The organism is Streptomyces sp. NPDC018693, assembly GCF_044391385.1.
GTDB lineage: Bacteria > Actinomycetota > Actinomycetes > Streptomycetales > Streptomycetaceae > Streptomyces.
Window position 1 is genome coordinate 218,573 of the sequence record NZ_JBIRZZ010000011.1, and the last position, 21,244, is coordinate 239,816.

The 21,244-nt window shown below is 71.4% G+C and carries 17 protein-coding genes and 2 pseudogenes; 8 read left to right on the plus strand and 11 right to left on the minus strand.

Annotated features, from left to right (window positions below):
* Positions 1 to 7: 7 nt before the first annotated feature.
* Both ACH5AC_RS27110 and ureA read right to left on the minus strand, forming a co-directional pair.
* Positions 8 to 1,681 (minus strand): urease subunit alpha, encoded by a 1,674-nt coding sequence (locus ACH5AC_RS27110; protein ID WP_398864772.1) that lies wholly within the window; start codon positions 1,679 to 1,681, stop codon positions 8 to 10.
* Positions 1,678 to 2,358, minus strand: coding sequence for an urease subunit gamma (gene ureA / locus ACH5AC_RS27115; protein ID WP_398864773.1), 681 nt, complete (start codon positions 2,356 to 2,358; stop codon positions 1,678 to 1,680). The genes ACH5AC_RS27110 and ureA overlap by 4 nt, the downstream gene beginning before the upstream one ends.
* Before the next feature lie 151 nt (positions 2,359 to 2,509).
* Here ureA and ACH5AC_RS27120 point away from each other — a divergent pair, with 151 nt between their 5' ends.
* A complete protein-coding gene (locus tag ACH5AC_RS27120; protein ID WP_398864774.1) occupies positions 2,510 to 3,952 on the plus strand; it encodes a cytosine permease in 1,443 nt (480 codons plus the stop codon).
* Here the strand turns inward: ACH5AC_RS27120 and ACH5AC_RS27125 are convergent.
* From ACH5AC_RS27125 to ACH5AC_RS27140, 4 genes and pseudogenes are all read right to left on the minus strand, one after another.
* A complete protein-coding gene (locus ACH5AC_RS27125) occupies positions 3,949 to 5,037 on the minus strand; it encodes a branched-chain amino acid aminotransferase (RefSeq protein ID WP_398864775.1) in 1,089 nt (362 codons plus the stop codon). The two genes, ACH5AC_RS27120 and ACH5AC_RS27125, sit on opposite strands and share 4 nt — an antisense overlap.
* 257 nt (positions 5,038 to 5,294) lie before the next feature.
* A complete protein-coding gene (locus tag ACH5AC_RS27130; protein WP_398864776.1) occupies positions 5,295 to 6,338 on the minus strand; it encodes a 3-isopropylmalate dehydrogenase in 1,044 nt (347 codons plus the stop codon).
* 138 nt (positions 6,339 to 6,476) lie between these two features.
* Complete coding sequence (locus ACH5AC_RS27135; RefSeq protein WP_398864777.1) at positions 6,477 to 6,608, minus strand: hypothetical protein; 132 nt, start codon at positions 6,606 to 6,608, stop codon at positions 6,477 to 6,479.
* A 220-nt stretch (positions 6,609 to 6,828) separates the two neighbouring features.
* Positions 6,829 to 7,125 (minus strand): annotated as a pseudogene (locus tag ACH5AC_RS27140) (LysR substrate-binding domain-containing protein); the annotation flags it as partial.
* 3 nt (positions 7,126 to 7,128) lie between these two features.
* Here ACH5AC_RS27140 and ACH5AC_RS27145 point away from each other — a divergent pair.
* Positions 7,129 to 7,248, plus strand: a pseudogene (locus ACH5AC_RS27145) (alpha/beta hydrolase); the annotation flags it as partial.
* Positions 7,249 to 7,343: 95 nt separating this feature from the next.
* On the opposite strand, the gene pruA reads toward ACH5AC_RS27145, so the two are convergent.
* The gene (pruA, locus tag ACH5AC_RS27150) at positions 7,344 to 8,975 is read right to left on the minus strand and encodes an L-glutamate gamma-semialdehyde dehydrogenase (protein ID WP_398864778.1); all 1,632 of its coding nucleotides are present in this window, start codon (positions 8,973 to 8,975) and stop codon (positions 7,344 to 7,346) included.
* Positions 8,976 to 9,011: 36 nt separating this feature from the next.
* On the minus strand, positions 9,012 to 9,938 hold the full coding sequence (locus ACH5AC_RS27155; protein ID WP_398864779.1) for a proline dehydrogenase family protein: 927 nt from the start codon (positions 9,936 to 9,938) through the stop codon (positions 9,012 to 9,014).
* A 163-nt stretch (positions 9,939 to 10,101) separates the two neighbouring features.
* Between ACH5AC_RS27155 and ACH5AC_RS27160 the strand changes: the two genes are divergently transcribed.
* The 6 genes from ACH5AC_RS27160 to ACH5AC_RS27185 all read left to right on the plus strand — a co-directional run bounded on the left by ACH5AC_RS27160 (position 10,102) and on the right by ACH5AC_RS27185 (position 17,684).
* On the plus strand, positions 10,102 to 11,286 hold the full coding sequence (locus ACH5AC_RS27160; protein WP_398864780.1) for a PucR family transcriptional regulator: 1,185 nt from the start codon (positions 10,102 to 10,104) through the stop codon (positions 11,284 to 11,286).
* Positions 11,287 to 11,886: 600 nt separating this feature from the next.
* Positions 11,887 to 12,327 (plus strand): hypothetical protein, encoded by a 441-nt coding sequence (locus ACH5AC_RS27165; protein WP_398864781.1) that lies wholly within the window; start codon positions 11,887 to 11,889, stop codon positions 12,325 to 12,327.
* A gap of 408 nt (positions 12,328 to 12,735) precedes the next feature.
* Positions 12,736 to 14,232: an ABC transporter substrate-binding protein gene (locus ACH5AC_RS27170; protein WP_398864782.1), complete on the plus strand. Its 1,497-nt coding sequence runs from the start codon at positions 12,736 to 12,738 to the stop codon at positions 14,230 to 14,232.
* Positions 14,233 to 14,249: 17 nt separating this feature from the next.
* The gene (locus tag ACH5AC_RS27175) at positions 14,250 to 16,016 is read left to right on the plus strand and encodes an ABC transporter permease subunit (RefSeq protein ID WP_398864843.1); all 1,767 of its coding nucleotides are present in this window, start codon (positions 14,250 to 14,252) and stop codon (positions 16,014 to 16,016) included.
* Positions 16,006 to 17,013, plus strand: coding sequence for an ABC transporter ATP-binding protein (locus tag ACH5AC_RS27180; protein WP_398864783.1), 1,008 nt, complete (start codon positions 16,006 to 16,008; stop codon positions 17,011 to 17,013). The genes ACH5AC_RS27175 and ACH5AC_RS27180 overlap by 11 nt, the downstream gene beginning before the upstream one ends.
* Positions 17,010 to 17,684: an ATP-binding cassette domain-containing protein gene (locus ACH5AC_RS27185; RefSeq protein ID WP_398864784.1), complete on the plus strand. Its 675-nt coding sequence runs from the start codon at positions 17,010 to 17,012 to the stop codon at positions 17,682 to 17,684. Before ACH5AC_RS27180 ends, ACH5AC_RS27185 begins: the two co-directional genes overlap by 4 nt.
* A 79-nt stretch (positions 17,685 to 17,763) precedes the next feature.
* On the opposite strand, the gene serA is transcribed toward ACH5AC_RS27185, so the two are convergent.
* The 3 genes from serA to ilvN form a co-directional block, all read right to left on the minus strand.
* Positions 17,764 to 19,353, minus strand: a complete 1,590-nt coding sequence (gene serA / locus ACH5AC_RS27190; RefSeq protein ID WP_398864785.1) for a phosphoglycerate dehydrogenase — start codon at positions 19,351 to 19,353, stop codon at positions 17,764 to 17,766.
* Between the two features lie 232 nt (positions 19,354 to 19,585).
* Positions 19,586 to 20,584: a ketol-acid reductoisomerase gene (ilvC, locus tag ACH5AC_RS27195; RefSeq protein WP_398864786.1), complete on the minus strand. Its 999-nt coding sequence runs from the start codon at positions 20,582 to 20,584 to the stop codon at positions 19,586 to 19,588.
* Positions 20,585 to 20,698: 114 nt separating this feature from the next.
* A complete protein-coding gene (ilvN, locus tag ACH5AC_RS27200; RefSeq protein ID WP_166002432.1) occupies positions 20,699 to 21,223 on the minus strand; it encodes an acetolactate synthase small subunit in 525 nt (174 codons plus the stop codon).
* Positions 21,224 to 21,244 lie beyond the last annotated feature (21 nt).

The window sequence follows — 21,244 nt, forward strand, 5'->3', positions numbered from 1 at the left end:
TGGGTCCTCAGAGGAAGTAGAGACGGTTGAGGGAGACGGACTCGGCGGGCTGGGAGCGCAGCGGCTCACCGTCCAGCGTCACCAGGCCGGTGCGCTGGTCGACCTCGACCGATCCGGTACGGGAGTTGAGGCGCAGGTCGGCCGGGCCGATCCCGCGGGTGCCGCGCACGGCGACGCGGCGGCGCCGGGTCGGCATCGCGTCATGGCCCTGGTCGACGGCGGCCCGCGCGACGAAGGCGACCGAGAGGTCGGCGGGGGTGGCGCCGTACGCCCCGAACTGCGGTCCGAGGACCAGGGGTTCGCAGGTGTCCGTGGCCGCGTTGGGGTCGCCGACCACGCCGTACGCCGGGAAGCCCGCCTTGAGGACGAGTTGCGGCTTGGCGCCGAAGTACTCCGGGCGCCACAGCACGATGTCGGCGAGCTTGCCGACCTCGATGGAGCCGACCTCGTGCGAAAGTCCGTGGGCGATGGCCGGGTTGATGGTCAGCTTGGCCAGGTAACGCAGGACGCGTTCGTTGTCGTGCCCGCAGTCCGGCGCGCCGAGCTCGGCCTTCATCTTGCCAGCCATGGCGAAGGTGCGGCGGACGGTCTCGCCCGCCCGGCCCATGCCCTGCGCGTCGGAGGAGGTGATACCGATCGCGCCCAGGTCGTGCAGCACGTCCTCGGCGCCCATGGTCCCGGCGCGGATGCGGTCGCGGGCCATTGCGGCGTCGCCGGGCAGGTCGGTCTTCAGGTCGTGGACGGAGACGATCATGCCGTAGTGCTCGGCGACCGCGTCCCGGCCGAAGGGCAGGGTGGGGTTGGTGGAGGAGCCGATGACGTTCGGCACCCCGGCCATCCTGAGCACGTTCGGTACGTGTCCGCCGCCGCAGCCCTCGATGTGGAAGGCGTGGATGGTGCGGCCCTCCAGGACGCGCAGGGTGTCCTCGACGGACAGGCACTCGTTCAACCCGTCGCTGTGCAGGGCGACTTGGACGTCGTGTTCCTCGGCGACCCGTAGCGCGGTGTCCAGGGCGCGGGTGTGGGCGCCCATGTCCTCGTGCACCTTGAAGCCGCTCGCGCCGCCCTCGGCCAGCGCCTCCACCAGGGGCGCCGCGTGGGAGGACGAACCCCGGCCCAGGAAGCCGATGTTGACGGGCCAGGCGTCGAAGGCGTTGAACGCGTGCCGCAGCGCCCAGGGGGAGTTGACGCCGACGCCCCACACCGGCCCGAACTCCTGGCCGATGACCGTGGTCACACCGGAGGTCAGCGATGCCTCCATGATGCGCGGCGACAGCAGATGGACATGGGTGTCGACGGCGCCGGCGGTGGCGATGAGTCCCTCGCCGGAGACGATGGACGTGCCGGTGCCGACCACCACGTCGACCCCGTCGAGGGTGTCGGGGTTGCCGGCCCGCCCGATGGCGTGGATCCGTCCCTCCCGGATGCCGATGGACACCTTCCGGATGCCCTGCACCGCGTCGATCACCACCACATTGCTGATGACGACGTCGCAGGTCTCGCGGACGGCGGCCGCCCTGAGGTGCAGCCCGTCGCGGGCCGTCTTGCCGAAGCCGGCCAGGAACTCGTCGCCGGGGCGCTGGGAGTCGGACTCGACACGGATCACCAGGCCGGAGTCTCCGAGGCGGACGCGGTCGCCGGCGCGGGGGCCGTGAGTGGTGGCGTACTCGTACGGATTCATCGTGTCGCTCCCAGATATCCGCAGGCGGCGGCCCTGCGCAGGGCCTCTTCCCGCACCCCCGGCGCGTCCAGCACCCCGTCGACGAGCCCCGCGAAGCCGATCGCGATCCGCTCGCCCCCGATCGGCACCAGCCCGACCTCCACGCTCTCCCCCGGCCCGAACCGCACCGAGGACCCGGCGGGCACGGCGAGCCGCATGCCGTAGGCCGTCTCCCGTACGAAGTCCAGGCGCGGGTTGGCCTCGAAGAAGTGGAAGTGGGAGGTCACGGACACCGGCACGGTCGCGGTGTTGGTGACGGTGAGCCGGACCGCCGCCTCCGGCTCGGTGTGCTCGGGCCCCGGCAGCAGGGCGCCCGGCGCCCGCTCCCCCGACCCGCCGCCGATCGGGTCGGAGACGACCGCGAGCCGTGAGCCGTCGTCGAAGACGGCCTCGACATGGACCTCGGTGACCACGTCCGCGACGCCGGGCAGCACGTCGTCCGGGCCGAGGACCGAGCGGGCGCGCTCGATGGCCTCGGCGAGCCGGACGCCGTCCCGCGCGGCCTCGCACACCGTGTCCGCGATCAGCGCGGTGGCCTCCGGCACATTGAGCCGCAGCCCACGCGCGCGCCGCGCCCGGGCCAGCTCGGCGGCTCCGAAGAGCAGTAGCCGGTCACGTTCCGTGGGGGTCAGTCTCATGCTCCGGGCACCTCCTTGCCTCCCTCGAGTTAGAGCATCACTCTAAACACGAAATTCAGGGAATCAAGGTGTTGACCGCTGGAACGCGATAGCCCACATTGAACGTCGCTCTAACAATGCTCACCGCACGGCCGATCGAAGGAGACCTGCCATGCCGATGGAACAGCGCGGAGTCGACACCATCCCCGACGAGGAACGCAGCAGCGGGCCCCGCGACCTGGTCTCGATCCTGCTCGGATCCAACCTCTGCCTGGGGGTGGTCGTCTTCGGCTGGCTGCCGCCGTCCTTCGGGCTCGACTGGTGGTCGTCGGTCACCTCGATCGTCGTGGGCACGCTGGTCGGCACCGCCCTGACCGCCCCACTGGCCCTGATCTCGCTGCGCACGGCGACCAACCTGTCCACCTCCTCCGGGGCCCAGTTCGGGGTGCGCGGCCGGCTGGTCGGCTCGGTCGTCGGCCTGCTGCTCGCCCTCGGCTACACCTCGCTGACGGTGTGGATCGGCGGCGATGTGATGGTCGGCGTCCTCGGCCGGCTGTTCGGACTGCCGGCGGACGGGATGTCGTACGGCCTGATCTACGCGCTGCTCGCGGCGGCGACCGTCGCCGGCGCGGTCTACGGCTACCGGGTGCTGCTCGCGCTGTCCCGGGTGCTGGCCATCGGCATGACGGCGCTGCTGGTCCTCGGGGTGATCGCGTACGCGCCGGACTTCACGACGGACGCGCTGCCGGAGGCGGGCGGCCATCTGCTGGGCGGCTACTGGCCGACCTGGCTGCTCGCCATGGTGGCCGCGGGCCTCTCCGGCCCGATCGCCTTCATCACCCTGCTCGGCGACTACACCCGCTACATCTCGCCGGCCCGCCACTCCTCACGCACGGTGCTGCGCGCGACCTGGCTGGGCCTGATCCTCGGCCTGCTGGTCCCGCAGCTGTTCGGCACCTTCACGGCGTTCGCGGCGCGCGCCGCCCTCGACTACGCCGGTCCGCTCGTCGACGCGGCCCCCGGCTGGTACCTGCTGCCGCTGCTGCTCGCCGCCTCGGCCGGATCGGTCGGCAACGCGGGGCTGATGCTGTACTCGATGGGCCTGGACCTGGACGCGATCCTGCCGCGCGCGTCACGGGCGAACGCCACCTACGCGGTCGCCGTCGTGGCGACGGCCTGTGTCTTCGCCGGCCACTACGCCTCCAGCGCGCAGGAGGCGATGACGTCCTTCGTCCTCCTGCTCACCGCCATCGGCACGCCCTGGGCGGTCATCACCCTCATCGGCTTCGCCCGCTGCCGGGGCGTCTACGACGCGGACGCCCTCCAGGTCTTCAACCGCCGCGCCCGGGGCGGCGTCTACTGGTTCCACGCCGGCTGGAACATCCCGGCCACGGCATCCTGGCTGCTGGGCGCGACGATCGGCCTGCTGTCGGTGTCCCTGCCGCAGTACGAGGGCCCGCTGCTGTCGCTGACGGGCGGGGTGGACTGCGGTTTCCTGCTGTCGGGGGCGGTCGGCGGAGCGGCGTATCTGCTGCTGACGCCGGGCGGCCGGGAGAGCGACAGGGCCGCCTCGGACCCACAGTCCGCTGCGGCCCTGGCGAAGAGCGAGGTCTAGCCGAGCTTGTGCATCCAGCCGTGCTGGTCCTCGGCCGTGCCGCGCTGGATGTCGAGCAGGGCCTGGCGCAGTCGCAGGGTGACCTCGCCGGGCTCGCCGTCCGACTGCTGCCAGGCGACGCCGGTGCGCTTGACCGTACCGACCGGCGTGATCACGGCCGCCGTACCGCAGGCGAAGACCTCGGTGAGGGTGCCGTTCTCGGAGTCGCGCTGCCACTGGTCGACGGAGACGCGGCCCTCCTCGGCCTCGTAGCCGAGGTCGCGGGCGACGGTGAGGAGGGAGTCACGGGTGACGCCCTCCAGGATGGAACCGGTGAGGGACGGGGTGATGATCTTGTCGCCGTAGACGAAGTACAGGTTCATCCCGCCGAGCTCCTCGACCCACTTGCGCTCGACCGCGTCGAGGTAGCAGACCTGGGCGCAGCCCTCGGCGGCGGCCTCGGCCTGGGCGAGCAGGGAGGCGGCGTAGTTGCCGCCCGTCTTCGCGTCGCCCATGCCGCCCGGCACCGCGCGGACGTGGTCCTCGGAGACCCAGATGGAGACGGGCTTCACGCCGCCCGGGAAGTACGCGCCGGCCGGGGAGGCGATGACCAGGAAGAGGTACTCGTTGGCCGGCTTGACGCCCAGGCCGACCTCGGTGGCGATCATGAAGGGGCGCAGGTAGAGGGACTCCTCGCCACCGTGCGGCGGGACCCACGCCTGGTCCTGCCGCACCAGCGCGTCGCACGCCTCGATGAACGTCTCGACCGGCAGCTCGGGCATCCCGAGGCGGCGGGCGGAGGACTGGAAGCGCAGGGCGTTCTTCTCGGGGCGGAAGGTGGCGACGGTCCCGTCGGGCTGCCGGTACGCCTTGAGGCCCTCGAAGATCTCCTGGGCGTAGTGCAGCACCATGGTGGCGGGGTCGAGGGAGAGCGGCGCGTACGGGACGAGCTGCCCGTCGTGCCAGCCGCGGCCCTCGGTCCACTTGATCGTCACCATGTGGTCGGTGAAGTGGCGGCCGAATCCGGGGTTGGCCAGGACCGCCTCGCGCTCCGCGGCGGAGAGCGGGTGGGCGGAGGGCTTGAGCTCGATCGTGGGCGTCGTCATGAGTGGTTGTCCTTCACCGGTTGGTTGTGACGGGCCGCAACTCATGCCTCGCACCGACCTTTTCCGGCCAGTGCTAGGACGTCCGAGCTTTCCCTCATTTCGCGGCTCCGGGTCCGATTATCGCCCTAGGAGTGCGCCGGAAGGAATCGGGGTGAATGCGGCCCAGTGGTTGATGGTGGCACCCGGCGCCGCATACGAGAAGCCGCCGGGCGCGGAATGCGACCCGACGGCTTCGTGTGGTGACGTAGCGCGGCGGGTCAGCCGGCTACGCGTACGGCGAGGGCGTCGCCGATCTCGGAGGTGGAGCGGGCCGGCTGCCCGGCGCGCTCGGTGAGGTCGGCGGCGACCGCGGCGTCGATGCGGTCGGCTTCGGCGTCGTGGCCGAGGTGGCGCAGGAGCAGGGCGACGGACAGGACCGTGGCGGTGGGGTCGGCCTTGCCCTGGCCGGCGATGTCGGGCGCGGAACCGTGCACCGGCTCGAACATCGAGGGGAACTCGCCGGACGGGTTGATGTTCCCGCTCGCGGCGACGCCGATGCCGCCGGAGACGGCCGCGGCGAGGTCGGTGACGATGTCGCCGAAGAGGTTGTCGGTGACGATGACGTCGAACCGCTCGGGCTGGGTGACCAGGTAGATGGTCGCCGCGTCGACGTGCATGTACTCGGTGGTGACCTCGGGGAACTCCTCGGCCACCCTGTTGAAGATGTTGGTCCACAGGTGACCGGCGAAGGTCAGCACGTTGTTCTTGTGGATCAGCGCCAGCTTCTTGCGCGGGCGCGCCTGGGCGCGGGCGAAGGCGTCGCGGACCACGCGCTCGACTCCGAAGGCCGTGTTGACGGAGACCTCGGTGGCGACCTCGTGCTCGGTGCCCTTGCGGATGGTGCCGCCGTTGCCGGTGTACGGGCCCTCGGTGCCCTCACGGACCACGACGAAGTCGATCTGCGGCTCACCGGCGAGCGGGGTGGCGACACCCGGGAGGAGCTTCGACGGGCGCAGGTTGACGTGGTGGTCGAAGGCGAAGCGGAGCTTGAGCAGGAAGCCGCGCTCCAGGACGCCGGAGGGGACGCTCGGGTCGCCGATCGCGCCCAGCAGGATGGCGTCGTGCTTCTTCAGGGCGTCGAGGTCGGCGTCGGTGAGGGTCTCACCGGTGGCGTGGTACCGCTGGGCGCCGAAGTCGTACTCCTTGGTCTCCAGCTTCACATCCTGCGGAAGGACGGCGGAGAGGACCTTGAGACCTTCGGCCACGACCTCCTGGCCGATGCCGTCACCGGGAATCACTGCGAGATTGAGGCTGCGAGACATGCCCGGCACCCTACTCCTCGTCCCAGGGAATGACACGGCACTGTCCGCCATACGGACAGCGCCGTGTCATCCTCCTGCGGGTGCGGCTCCCGGCTCGTGAAGTCCCCGGAAGACTCTCGGAGACGTGCGGAGAACGGCTCAGTGGCCGCTCTGGCCGCCGTTGTCACGGCGGTCGAGGGCGCGCTGGAGGGCGGCGGCGGCCTGCTTGCGGTCGGACTCGCTCGTACGGGAGGTGTGGCGGACTCGGCGGCGGACGGTCGTCTCGGCCATGGGAAATCGACTCCTTCGAGAACCATGGAGTGCAAGGAGGGGGTTACGAGACGCCGGATGGGCGGGAGCGGTGGCCGCAGGGGTTGCCTGCACGGGGCCCGGCTCGCGACGCCCTTCGCTTGATCGAGCGAGACGTTCGGCTCCTACAAAACTAAGTGACGACCGGGCATCTGTCTCCACAATTAGTCGGACTTCCTACTATCTGAGACGGTGGACTGGGTCACACCCCGCTGACCTGGGCTTTCACACGGGAGCGCAGCTCGCGGACGAGCGCGCGCACGGCCGCCGTGGTGGCCAGTTCGGGGGTGGTGACATAGCCGACCCGGCGGGTGGGGCGGTCCGGACCGAGGTCGGTGATCCGCAGGCCGTCCGGTGTCCGGGTGAGCGACAGCGCGGGCATGATCGCCATGCCCAGTCCGCTGCCGACCATCGACAGCACCGCCCCGTCGTCCTCGGCGCGCACGCTCGCGGCCGGGATCCAGTCCTGGGCGGCCCACCAGTCGCGGGTGTAGGAGGAACCTTCCAGCGGGACCTGCCGAAGGCCGAGGTGCATCTGCTGCCCACGGGCCACTTCGCGCTGGAGACCCACGCCGACCAGATCGCCGGGCTCATGCGGCACTTTCTCGGCCGCCACCTGTGACGGCCGAGGCCCCCGCCTCCCACGGTCACGGCAGCAATTCTGCACGCGCGAGGGGCCGGGCAACCGCCCGGCCCCTCAAGGTGCATGACTGATCGTCAGCCCATGTGCGGGTACGTGTAGTCGGTCGGCGGGACCAGCGTCTCCTTGATGGCGCGGGTCAGCGTCCAGCGCATCAGGTTCTGCGGGGCGCCGGCCTTGTCGTTGGTGCCGGAGGCCCGGCCGCCGCCGAAGGGCTGCTGGCCGACGACGGCGCCGGTCGACTTGTCGTTGATGTAGAAGTTGCCGGCCGCGTAGCGCAGCTTCTCCATCGTGTACGCCGCCGCCGCGCGGTCGGCGGAGATGACGGAGCCGGTGAGGGCGTAGGCGGACACCGACTCCATCTGCGTCAGCATCTCGTCGTACTTCTCGTCCTCGTAGACGTACACGGCGAGGAACGGGCCGAAGTACTCGGTGGTGAAGACCTCGTTCTCCGGGTCGGTGCACTCGACGACGGTCGGGCGCACGAAGTAGCCGACCGAGTCGTCGTAGCTGCCGCCCGCGACGATCGTGCAGGCCGGGTCGGACTTCGCGCGGTCGATGGCGGCCTTGTTCTTGGCGAAGGCACGCTCGTCGATGACGGCGCCGATGAAGTTCGACAGGTCGGTGACGTCACCCATGGTCAGGTAGTCGACCTCGGCGGCGAACTCCTCACGGAAGCCGTCGTTCCAGATGGAGGCGGGGATGTACGCCCGGGAGGTGGCGCTGCACTTCTGGCCCTGGTACTCGAAGGCACCGCGGGTGAGCGCGGTCTTCAGCACCGCGCGGTCGGCGCTCGGGTGGGCGACGACGAAGTCCTTGCCGCCCGTCTCGCCGACGATGCGCGGGTAGGAGCGGTACTTCTCGATGTTGGCGCCGACCGTCTTCCACAGGTACTGGAAGGTCTTGGTGGAGCCGGTGAAGTGGATGCCGGCCAGGTCCCGGTGCTCCAGGGCGACCTGGGAGACCTCGATGCCGTCACCGGTGACGAGGTTGATGACGCCCTTGGGCAGACCGGCCTCCTCCAGCAGCTGCATCAGCAGCACGGCGGCGTGGGTCTGCGTCGGGGACGGCTTCCACACGACCACGTTGCCCATGAGGGCGGGCGCGGTCGGCAGGTTGCCGGCGATCGCCGTGAAGTTGAACGGCGTGATCGCGTAGACGAAGCCCTCCAGCGGGCGGTGGTCGAGGCGGTTCCAGACGCCCGGGGAGTTGGCCGGGGGCTGCTCGGCGAGCAGGTCGCGGGCGTACTTGACGTTGAAGCGCCAGAAGTCGACCAGCTCGCACGGGGTGTCGATCTCGGCCTGCTGGGCGGTCTTGGACTGGCCGAGCATGGTGGAGGCGGCCAGGGTCTCCCGCCAGGGGCCGGCCAGCAGCTCGGCGGCGCGCAGGATGATCGCGGCGCGGTCGTCGAAGGACATCGCGCGCCAGGCCGGCGCGGCGGCCAGGGCGGCGTCGATCGCGTCCTGCGCGTCCTGCTGCGTGGCGTTGCGGTACGTGCCGAGGACGGCCTTGTGGTTGTGCGGCTGTACGACCTGGAAGGTCTCGCCGCCGCCCATCCGCCGCTCGCCGCCGATGGTGCACGGCAGGTCGATCGGGTTCTCGGCCAGCTCCTTCAGCCTGGCCTCCAGACGGGCACGCTCGGGCGAGCCGGGGGCGTAGCCGTGCACCGGCTCGTTGACGGGGGTGGGGACCTGGGTCACAGCGTCCATGTTTTCCGTAACTCCTTAGTGAGCGGTGTTTCGGTCTCAGCCCTTGGTGATCATGCTGCGGACAAAGAAGCGCAGGTTGGCCGGCTTCTCCGCCAGGCGGCGCATGAAGTAGCCGTACCAGTCGGTGCCGTAGGCGGTGTAGACGCGCATGCGGTGACCCTCGGCGGCCAGTCGCAGGTGCTCGTCGCTGCGGATGCCGTAGAGCATCTGGAACTCGTACTCGTCGAGCTTGCGGCCCGCCTTGCGGGCGAGTTCCTGGGCGATGGAGATCAGGCGCGGGTCGTGGGACCCGATCATCGGGTAGCCCTCGCCCTCCATCAGGGTGCGCAGGACCCGCACATACGCCTTGTCGATCTCGTGCTTCTGCTGGTAGGCGACCTCGGCGGGCTCCTTGTAGGCGCCCTTGACCAGTCGTACGCGGCTGCCGTTCGCGGCGAGGCGGCGGGCGTCGGCCTCGGTGCGGAAGAGGTACGCCTGGATGACGCAGCCGGTCTGCGGGAAGTCCCTGCGCAGCTCGTCGTGGATGGCGAACATCGAGTCGAGGGTGGTGTGGTCCTCGGCGTCGAGCGTGACGGTCGTACCGATGGCGGCGGCGGCCTCGACGACCGGACGGACGTTGGCGAGCGCCAGCTCGTGGCCGCCCTCCAGCGCCTGGCCGAACATCGACAGTTTCACCGACATCTCGACGCGCTCGCCGAGGTCCAGGGCCTTCAGGCGCTCGACGAGCTCCAGGTAGGCGTCCCGAGCGGCGGCGGCCTGCTCGGGGGTGGTGATGTCCTCGCCGACGACGTCCATGGTCAGCTCCAGGCCCTTGGCCGTGAGCTCCCGGATGATCGGCACGATGTCGTCGACGGTCTCACCGGGGATGAACCGGTCGACGACCTGCTTCGTCACCGGGGCCGCCGAGATCAGGCGTCGCATCCGGTCGCTGCGCGACGCGGCGAGAATCACGGGACCCAGCACGGGGCACCTCCACAGAACATGCCATGACGGCCGACACCCGACGATTCGGGTACGGCACGGAGAACCACCGTGAAACCTAAGGATCCCTCCGATCGTCGGCCATCGACAGCTGTCACGCATCCGTGCCGCAGATCTCAGACAGATGTATGAAGGTCTCGCCAGGATGCGGGAGAATGCCCAGGTGACGTCGGACCACACGGGTGACTACCAGGAGCTGGTGGACGAGATCTCCGAACTGCTCGGCGCGCCCGCGACCCTGGAGAACCGTGACTTCGAGCTGATCGCCTTCGGGGCGTACGACAGTGAGGTGGACCTCGATCCCTCCGCGCTGGACCCGGTCCGGACCCGCTCGATCCTCACCCGGCGCTCCACGGCGGCGGTGCGCGCCTGGTTCGAGGGGTTCGGGATCACCCGGGCGACGGGCCCGGTGCGGATCCCGCCGACACCGGACGCCGGGGTGTACCGCGGGCGGATCTGTCTCCCCGTACGCCATCGGGGCGTCGTCCTCGGCTATGTGTGGCTGCTGGACAGCGATCCGGGCCCGTCGGAGGAGCAGTTGGCCGCCGCGATGGGGGTGGCGGCGCGGATCGGGGCGCTGCTCGCCGACGAGGTGCAGCACGGGGCGGATCTGACCCGGGAGCTGCGGGCGGTGCTGACCGCCGAGCGCGGCTGGCAGCGGGACATGGCGGTGGCGGAGCTGCGCACCGGGCTGGGGGCCCGCGCGGACGGCCCGCACACGGTGGTGTGTGTGGCGCCCTGGCCGTCGGCCGACCCCGCCGAGGCGCCCTCGGTGCGGACCCTGCCGGGGGCGACGGCGTTGTGCACGGCGCCCTGGGGGACCACGGAGCAGTGTCTGGCCGTGCTGGTGCGGCTGCGCTCGGCGGACACGGTGGCCCCGGCGGTGTCGGCGGCGAGCCGCCTGCTGGAGCGGACCGGCGGGCAGGGGGCGGCGGCCGGGGTCGCGGTGGGGCGCACCGGGCTGGTGGAGCTGGGCACCGCCTGGCAGGAGGCGTCGGCGGCGGCCCGCGCGGCCCGCGCGGAGCCCCGCTTCGGCCCCGTCGCCGAGTGGTCGCGCATCGGCCCGTACCGGCTGCTGACCTCCCTCACCTCCGCCCACGACCCGGCGGCGGCCCCGCTCCTCGCCCCCGCCCACCGCGAACTGGCCCGCACCGCCGAGACGTACCTGGACTGCGCCGGCCAGGCCGGCCGCGCGGCGGCGGAACTGGGCATCCACCGCCAGACCCTCTACTACCGCCTCTCCCGGGTGGAACAGCTGACGGGCCTGGACCTGGACGACGGCGAGGACCGACTGCTGCTGCACATGGCGTTGAAGGCGGCGCGGCTGTGAGGTGGTCTGGGATGCGCGACTTCGTTATCCGCCCGCATCGCCGCCGGGACGGCCATGTCATCCAAGTCCGAGGACGGGGCGGAGAGCACACCGGACACCGCGGAAGCCGTTGGCGTGCGGTCACGCCGGACGGCGTTCCGCACGACCAGCTTGACGCGACCGCGCTGGCGCCTACGCGAACGCGGTCCAGCTCCCCTGCGTCCAGGCCGCGCCGTGCCCCGCACCTGGCTCGAACCGGCCGGCGAGGACCTGTACCGCATCCAGTGGCACCACCCCAGGAGGGAAAGGGCTGCCTGACGGTCATGAGCACCGGCCCGGGCAACAGCGGCCGGGTGCGTCGGAATCGCTGACGAGGACACTGCCGAAGGGGCAGAAGCCGTTGAGGAACGGTGCACGGGCGGCGCCGGTCAACGGTTCCTCGTGCGGGTGGACCGAGGAACCGGGCGACTGAAGTACGGGTCGTCCCGGACAGCCCTCTGACCAGTCCGGACAGCCGTTCGCTGTCCGGGACAGCCGACGGCTCTTGTCCCGCCTCAGCCGTCTCAGCAACATCGGTGCTGCCCGATCGGGCACAACCACCCAATTCTGCGGGAGATTCTCATGCACCCATGGTCCCGTCGCGTGATCACGGCCGGCATCACCGCCGTCAGCGCCCTCGGCATCTTCGCGTCCCAGGCGACGGCGGTGACGCCCGTCGGCGCCTGGAAGGGGAACACCTACAGCGCCTCCGACATCGCCGGCTCGCACACTTGGGGCAACTCGTACGTGAGCGGCAGCCGCGTCTACGTCACGGGGTACGTCAGGGACACCCTGTCGGACGGCCACGGCGCGTGCCTGAACATCCGCGCGTGGTACAGCGACAGCTTCTTCCCGCGCGACGAGTTCGTGGCCGACACCGACGGCAACAACTCCAGCTACAAGTCCTTCAGCTTCAACTTCAACGCGAGCACCGTCGAGTACATCGACATCCAGGAATGCCTCACCGAATCGGGCAGTGTCCACGACGAGGCCCCCGGCTGGCAGACCATCGTCTCGCCGTAGCGGCTCCACCCTTCTCCGTCACCGCGACCTCCTCGAAAGGAATGCAATGCGTCAACGTCATGCCCTCACCGGTGCCGGGATCGGTCCGTGCTCGTCGCCGGTGCCGTGCACCCGTTGACCCGCTGACGCCCGCCGCCGGGGCCCGCCACGCCGGGTCCCGGCGGCGCGACAGGCATCGGCGCACACAGTATCCGGGTGTCGGGCAGCCGAACCTGGACCGAAGCGGCATACCGGTCCACCCACACCACCGACACCGCCGCATCCGCCATCAACTACGTCACCGACATCGCCAGATGACAACACAGGGCCGGGGAAGAGGGGCGAGAGGGCCGATTGCTGAAAATGATTGTCATCATGCTACGGTCGGTGAAACCGCTCTCTTGATCACCCTTGCACCCGGAGGGTCCTGTGCCCCTGCCCGCCCGCCATCTGCTCCCCGCCACCGCGCTCACCGCGGCCTCCCTCCTGCTCACCGGCTGCTTCACGGGCGGCTCGGACACCGGGGACGCCCAGGGCGAGGGCAAGCGCGTTCGCCTCGCGATGATGCAGCCGCCGCGTTCCGGCCTGAACCCGCTCACCGACGACGCCTTCAAGCTGTCCCGCTGGTCCACGGCCGAGACGCTGGTGAAGCTGGACAAGGAGGGCGACGCCCAGCCCGCGCTGGCCACCGAGTGGCAGCAGTCCGGCCGCACCTGGACCTTCGAGATACGCGACGGCGTCACCTTCCACGACGGCACCAAGCTGGACGCGGCGGCCGTCGTCCGCTCCCTCACCACCGCCGCGACCGCCTCGCCCAAGCCCCGCATCCTCGACGGCGTCGAGCTGACGGCGAAGGCCGTGGACGCCGACACCGTCAGCGTCACCACCGGCACCGAGGACCCCCTAGTCCCGCAGCGCCTCAGCTCGCCGCAGCTCGCGATCCTCGCCGCCAAGGCGTACACCGGCAAGACGGTCAACCCGGTCGGCGCCGGCACCGGCCCCTTCGAGCTGGTCAAGGTCAACGGCACGGCCTCCGCGAGCCTCGACCGCTACGACGGCTACTGGGGCGGCAAGGCCAAGGCCGCCGGCATCGACGCCACGTTCGTGCCCGACGGCACCGCCCGGGCCGCCGCCCTGCGCAGCGGCGAGGCCGACATCGTGGAGTCCGTCCCCGTGTCGCAGGCGGCCCTGCTCGACCAGGACCTCATCACCCAGGTCCCCATGCCGCGCACCAACACCTTCTACCTCAACACCGAGAAGGGCGTCTTCAAGGACGCCTCGCTGCGCGCCGCCGCCCGGGAGGCGATCGACGCCGAATCGATCGTGAAGGGCGTGTACGAGGGTCGCGCGGACGTCGCCCAGGGCCTGCTCGGCCCCGCGCTGCCGTGGGCGGCCGAACTGCGCACACCGGTGCGGCGCGCGAAGGCGGGCGACCCGGCCGGCAAGTCGATCACCATCGGCACCTTCACCGACCGCGCCGAACTCCCCGAGGTCGCCGCCGCGCTGCAACAGCAGCTGCAGAAGGCCGGGTTCAAGGTGAAGCTGGAGATCCGCGAGTACGCCAACATCGAGGCCGACATGCTGGCGGGCGCCTTCGACGCCTTCATCCTGTCCCGGGCCACCGTCCTGGACTCCGGCGACCCTGCCGCCTACCTCTACAGCGACTTCGCCTCCGACGGCTCCTTCAACATCCCCCAGCTCGCCGACCCGACCGTGGACGCGGCGCTGAAGAAGGCCGGCGAGACCCAGACCGGTGACGCCCGCCGCAAGGCGATCATCGCCGCCGAGGCCGCCGTCCTCGCGACGGACGCTGCCGTGCCGATGCTGCACGAGCGGGTCATCCAGGGCGACGCCGCCGGTGTCGTCGGCGCCGCGCACGACCCGCGGGAGCGTGAGCTGGTCACCGTCGACACATACGTCAAGTGAAGTACCTGGTAAGCCGGTTGAGGCCGAGCACCGCCGGGGTCACCCGGCTGGTGTGTCTGCTCGCGGTGGTGTCCGCGGTGGGCCTGCTGCCCTGGCTCTCCGGCCGCGACCCGGCACTCACCGTGCTGCGGGCCCGCTCCGCCGAGCAGGAGCCGACGCGGGAGGCCCTGGACGCCGTCCGCCGTGACCTCGGGCTGGACGCCGGGCCGCTCGTCCTGCTGGGGCGGTGGGCCGGTGACCTGCTGCGCGGCGACCTCGGGGTGTCGTGGGTGTCGGGCACCGACGTCCTGCCGTCCGTGACCGCCGGGCTCCAGGTCTCGCTGGGGCTGATGGGCGCGGCGTTCGCGGTGGCGGTGCTGCTCGCCGTGGTGCTGGTCGCGCCGGTGCTGGTGCGCGGGCGCGGGTCGGCCGGGGCGGGCGCCGCGATGCTGGCCGCCGTACCGGAGTTCCTGCTGGCCACGGTGGGGCTGCTGGTGTGCGGGGTGTGGCTGGGCTGGCTGCCCACATCCGGCTGGCAGGGCCCGGTGCACATGGTGCTGCCCGCGATCGCCCTGGGCGTGCCCGGGGGTGGGCTGCTCGGCCGGCTGGTCGCGGACGCGCTGCCGGGTGTGCTGGAGGAGCGGTGGGTGGAGTTGTGGCGGGGCGCGGGCGTGAGCCGCGCGCGGATCGCCGCCGCTGCCCTGCGCCGGGTACTGCCGCCGCTGGTGCCGCAGTTCGGAATGGTCGCGGTCGGGCTGACCGGTGGCGCGGTCGCGGTGGAGACGGTGTTCGCGGTGCCCGGCATCGGCCGTACGGCCCTGGGGGCGGCGAAGTCACAGGACCTGCCGCTGCTCCAGGGCTCGGTGCTGGCCCTGTTGCTGCTCGGGTTGGTCGCCGGGGCGGGGGCGGCGTTCACACGGCGCCGGCTGCTGGGCCCGGCACTGCGTGACGCCTCGCTGGCGCTGCCGCCGGCCCGCCCGGTCCGTACACACCCGGTGATCCCGTCGGCCCTGTTCACCGTGTTGACGGTGACGATCTGCTGGGGCCTGTCGCGGGACCCGTACGCCGTGAACACCGCGGCCCGGCTCGCCGCGCCGACCTGGGCGCACCCCCTCGGCACCGACGGCCTCGGCCGGGACGTCCTGGCCCGGCTCGGCCACGGCGCCGCCACCACCGTCGGCACGGCCGCGGCCGTCTGTCTGCTGAGCCTGCTGCTGTCGCTGGCGCTGGGCTTCCTGCCGGGCGTCGCGGCCGGCGCGGCGGACATCGCCAACGCGCTCCCGCCGGTCATCGTCGGCATCCTGGTCGCGGCGGCCGCGGGCCCGGGGACGGGCGGCGCGGCACTGGCGGTCGCGCTGATCTCCTGGCCCCCGCTGGCCGCCCACGCGGCGGCGCTGGTGCAGGAGGTCCGGGCATCGGCGTTCCTCACGGCCCAGCGCGCCATCGGCGCCACACCGTGGTGGGTCCTCACCCGCCACGTCCTGCCGTCGGTCGTGGCACCGGTCGTCCGCCACGCGCTGCTGCGCCTGCCCGGCATCGCGCTCGCCCTGGCGTCGCTGGGCTTCCTCGGACTGGGCGCACAGCCGCCGGCTCCCGAGTGGGGCCTGCTGCTGGACGAATCGCGCGCGTACGTGGAACGCGCGCCGTGGGCCGCCCTGGCCCCCGCGGTCGCGCTGGCGCTGCTGGCGGGGCTGGCGGTGTCGGGGGCGGCGTACGCGGAGGGACGGCGGCGCGGTTCGGCGCCTCGCACGGCACGTCGTACGAGCGTGCCGCACGGCAAGAAGGAGGTCCCCGTTGCCGGATGATCTGACACTGCCCGACGAGGTGCTGCTCGCGGCCGACGCCCCCCTGCCCGACGACGTCCTCCTCTCGGTGCGCGACCTGCGCATCGCCTTCGCCGGCGTCGAAGCGGTCCGTGGCGTGTCCTTCGACGTGCGGGCCCGGGAAGTGCTCGCCCTGGTGGGCGAGTCGGGCGCGGGCAAGTCGCTCACCGCGCGGGCGCTGCTCGGCATGCTGCCCCGCGAGGCGACGAGCACCGCAAGCGTGCACCCGGACCTGTCGGCCGCGCGGGGCCGCCGTATCGCGCTGGTCCCCCAGGACGCGCTGTCCGCCCTGTCCCCCGTGCACCCGGTCGGCGACCAACTCGCCGCCGCCGTACGGTCGGTACGCCGGGTGTCGCGCGCCGAGGCCCGCACGCTCGCGGTGGCCGCACTGGACCGGGTGGGCATCCCCGACGCCGCCCGCAGGGCACGCGCGTACCCCCACGAGTACTCCGGCGGCATGCGCCAGCGCGCGGTCATCGCGATGGCCACCATCAACGAGCCGGACATCCTGGTCGCCGACGAGCCGACGACCGCGCTGGACGAGGACCGCCGAGCGCAGGTGCTGCGGGTCCTGGCGGAGCAGCGCGAGGCGGTCGGCGCCGCCCTGGTCCTCGTCACGCACGACATGGACGCCGTACGACAGCACGCCGACCGCGTGCTGGTCATGTACGCGGGCCGCACGGCGGAGCACGGCCCGGCGGGCGCGGTGCTGTCGCACCCCCGTGCCCCCTACACGGCGGGCCTGCTGGCGTCACTCCCCCAGGACGACGGCCCCCGGCGCCGCCGCCTGCCCGCCCTCCCCGGCACCCCGCCCGCCCCCGGCGCCCTCCCGCCCGGCTGCGCCTTCTCACCCCGCTGCCCGCTGGCGACGGACATCTGCCGCACGGGCGAGGAGCCGGCCCCGACAGCAGTGGACGACCGCCTGGTCGCCTGCCACCGGGCAACCGAAGTGCCGTACCCGTCAAGGGAGTTCCTATGACCCTGCTGGACGTCCGCGACCTGGTCGTCCGCTACGGCAAGGCCATCGCGGTCGACGCTGTCTCCTTCTCCGTGGAGGCGGGCGAGACGTTGGCCCTGGACGGCCCCTCGGGCTGCGGCAAGTCCTCCACCGCCCTGGCGGTGCTGCAGCTGCGCCGCCCCGACGCGGGCGAAGTCTGGTTCGAGGGACGTGACTTGACCGCCCTCGACGAGCGGGAGCTGCGCCCGCTGCGCCCCCGTATGCAGCCGGTCTTCCAGGACCCGTACGGCTCGCTCAGCCCGCGCCACCGGATCCGGGACGCGGTGGCGGAGCCGCTGAAGGTGCAGGGCCGCTGGGACCCCGCCACCGGCCCCGACCGGGTGGCGGAACTCCTCGACCGGGTCGGCCTGGACCCGTCGTACGGCGAACGCCACCCGCATGAACTGTCGGGCGGCCAGTGCCAACGCGCCGGAATCGCCCGGGCACTGGCGTCCGAACCCCGCCTGCTGGTCCTCGACGAACCGGTGTCGGCACTGGACCCCTCGGTACGCGCGGGCGTCCTGAACCTGCTCACCGACCTCCAGGACGACCTCGGCCTCGGCTACCTCTTCATCTGCCACGACCGGGCGGTCGTACGACACTTCGCGGACCGGGTGATAGAGATGCGGGAGGGACGCCTGACCGGCGTCTGACGCGCGAAAGAACGCCGGGCGAGCTGGAAACCAGCGCGCCCGGCGTTCCTGTACAAGCCCTGCTCCAGGGGCGGCGACCTCAGGACAGGTTCACCGCACGGGCCGAGGTCGCGCCGATCTCCGCCGCGAGCTCGGTCAGTACCCCGGCGGGCACCGTGTCGTCGACCGTGAGGACGGCCAGCGCCTCACCGCCCGCCACCGCCCGGGCGACCTGCATACCGGCGATGTTGATGCCCGCCTCGCCGAGGATGCGGCCCACCGTGCCGACGACACCCGGCCGGTCCTCGTACTTCAGTACGACCATGTGCTCGGCGAGTGCGAGATCGACGTCGTACTCCCCGACCGCGACGATCTTCTGCAGGTGCTTCGGGCCGGCCAGCGTGCCGGACACCGCCACCTCCTCGCCGGTACCGAGGGTGCCGCGCACGGTGACGACATTGCGGTGGTCGGCCGACTCGGAGCTGGTGGTCAGCCGCACCTCGACACCGCGCTCCTGGGCGAACAGCGGGGCGTTGACGTAGGACACCGTCTCGTCGACGACGTCCTCGAAGACACCCTTGAGCGCGGACAGCTCCAGCACCTTCACATCGTGCTGGGTGATCTCGCCGTAGACCTCGACGTCGAGGCGGACGGCCACCTCGCCGGCGAGCGCGGTGAAGATCCGGCCGAGGCGCTCGGCGAGCGGCAGGCCCGGCTTGACGTCCTCGGCGATGACGCCGCCCTGGACGTTCACCGCGTCGGGCACGAGCTCACCGGCGAGGGCCAGCCGCACGGACCGGGCGACGGCGATACCGGCCTTCTCCTGGGCCTCGTCGGTCGACGCGCCGAGGTGCGGGGTGGCGACGACCTGGTCGAACTCGAACAGCGGGGAGTCCGTGCACGGCTCCTTCGCGTACACGTCCAGACCCGCGCCCGCGACGCGGCCCTCCTTCAGCGCCGAGTACAGCGCCTCCTCGTCGACGATGCCGCCACGCGCGGCGTTGACGATGCGCACGCTCGGCTTGACCTTGCGCAGCGCCTCGTCGCCGATCAGGCCGACCGTCTCGGGGGTCTTGGGCAGGTGGACGGTGATGAAGTCGGAGACCTCGAGCAGATCGTCCAGGGACAGCACCCTGACACCCATCTGCGCGGCGCGCGCGGGCTGGATGTAGGGGTCGTAGGCGACGACCTTCATGCCGAAGGCGGACATGCGCTGCGCGACGAGGGCGCCGATCCGGCCGAGGCCGACCACGCCGAGGGTCTTCTCCGCCAGCTCGACGCCCGTGTACTTGCTGCGCTTCCACTCGCCGTTCTTCAGTGCGGCGTTGGCCTGCGGGATGTTGCGGGCGGTGGCGAGGAGCAGACCGCAGGCCAGTTCGGCGGCGGTCACGATGTTGGAGGTGGGGGCGTTGACGACCATCACGCCGGCCTTGGTGGCGGCGGAGACGTCGACGTTGTCCAGGCCGACGCCGGCCCGGGCGACGACCTTCAGCTTGTTCGCGGCGGCGATGGCCTCGGCGTCGACCTTGGTGGCCGAGCGGATCAGGATGGCGTCGACGTCGGCGATGGCGGGGAGCAGTTCGGCTCGGTCCGCTCCGTTGCAGTGCCGGATCTCGAAGTCCGGGCCAAGCGCGTCCACGGTCGCGGGCGACAGCTCTTCAGCGATGAGTACGACGGGTTTCGAGCTCACGTGAGTCCTCACAAGTCCAATGCATGCGGACGGCCGTCCGACGGCCGCAGGCGGAGGAGGGGGCTAGCCGCGGAAGACGCACGACGCTGTGGGCCTGACGCGTTCTGTTGTGCGCCAGTGTAGTGGCGCGACGAGGCGCGTCTTACGCCTCTGCGGAAGGATCACCCGACCGGGGTGGCCGGGTTGGACAACGGGGCCGGAGCGTGCTCGCTCCGGCCCCGCCCCTTGAGGCTTACGCCTCCTCGTCGACCCAGCTCATCAGCTTGCGCAGCTGCTTGCCGGTGGTCTCCAGCAGGTGCTCGGAGTCCTGCGACTTGTACTCGTTGTACTTCTTCAGACCGCCGTGGTACTCGTCCATCCACTGCTGGGCGAAGGTGCCGTCCTGGATCTCCGCGAGGACCTTCTTCATCTCGGCCTTGGTGGCGTCGGTGATGATCCGCGGGCCGGTGACGTAGTCGCCCCACTCGGCGGTCTCGGAGATCGACCAGCGCATCTTCTCCAGGCCGCCCTCGTACATGAGGTCCACGATCAGCTTCAGCTCGTGCAGGCACTCGAAGTAGGCGATCTCCGGCTGGTAGCCGGCCTCGGTGAGGGTCTCGAAGCCCGCCTTCACCAGCGCCGCGGTGCCACCGCACAGCACGGCCTGCTCACCGAACAGGTCGGTCTCGGTCTCCTCGGTGAAGGTCGTCTTGATGACGCCGGCGCGGGTGCCGCCGATGCCCTTGGCGTACGACAGGGCCAGCGCGAAGGCGTTGCCGGAGGCGTCCTGCTCGACGGCGGCGATGCACGGAACGCCGCGGCCCTCCTCGTACTGGCGGCGGACCAGGTGGCCCGGGCCCTTCGGGGCGACCATGCAGACGTCCACGCCGGCCGGGGGCTTGATGAAGCCGAAGCGGATGTTGAGGCCATGGCCGAAGAACAGCGCGTCGCCGTCCTTCAGGTTGGGGGCGATGTGCTCCTCGTAGACCTGGGCCTGGATCGGGTCCGGGACGAGGATCATGATGACGTCGGCCTCGGCGGCGGCCTCCGACGGGGTCACCACGCGCAGGCCCTGCTCCTCGGCCTTGGCCTTGGACTTGGAGCCCTCGTGCAGACCGACCCGGACGTCGACACCGGAGTCGCGCAGCGACAGGGCGTGCGCGTGGCCCTGGCTGCCGTAGCCGATGACCGCGACCTTGCGGCCCTGGATGATGGACAGGTCGGCGTCAGCGTCGTAGAACAGCTCGGCCACTTTGGGTTCTCTCCTTGGAGTGCTGGTGTTGCGTCCCACCGTATGACGGCGGGGAGAGGGAAGGTTTCGGGGTCTCGCCATACGGGCGGCCGGGACGACCGCCCGTATCCAGGATCAGGCGCTGCGGTCGAGGGCGCGCAGCGAGCGGTCCGTGATGGAGCGGGCGCCGCGGCCGATCGCGATGGTTCCGGACTGGACCAGCTCCTTGATGCCGTACGGCTCCAGCATCTTGAGCATGGCGGACAGCTTGTCGCTGCTGCCGGTGGCCTCGATGGTGACGGCCTCCGGGGAGACGTCCACGGTCTTGGCGCGGAACAGCTGGACGATCTCGACGATCTGGGAGCGGGTCTCGTTGTCGGCGCGCACCTTCACCAGAACGAGTTCACGCTGGACGGCCTGGGACGGCTCCAGTTCGACGATCTTGAGCACGTTGACCAGCTTGTTGAGCTGCTTGGTGACCTGTTCCAGCGGCAGGTCCTCGACGTTCACCACGATGGTGATGCGGGAGATGTCGGGGTGCTCGGTGACACCGACGGCGAGCGAGTCGATGTTGAAGCCGCGCCGGGAGAACAGGGCGGCGATCCGGGCCAGGATGCCCGGCGTGTTCTCCACCAGGACGGAGAGCGTGTGCTTGGACATGATCTTTTACGTCTCTCTCGC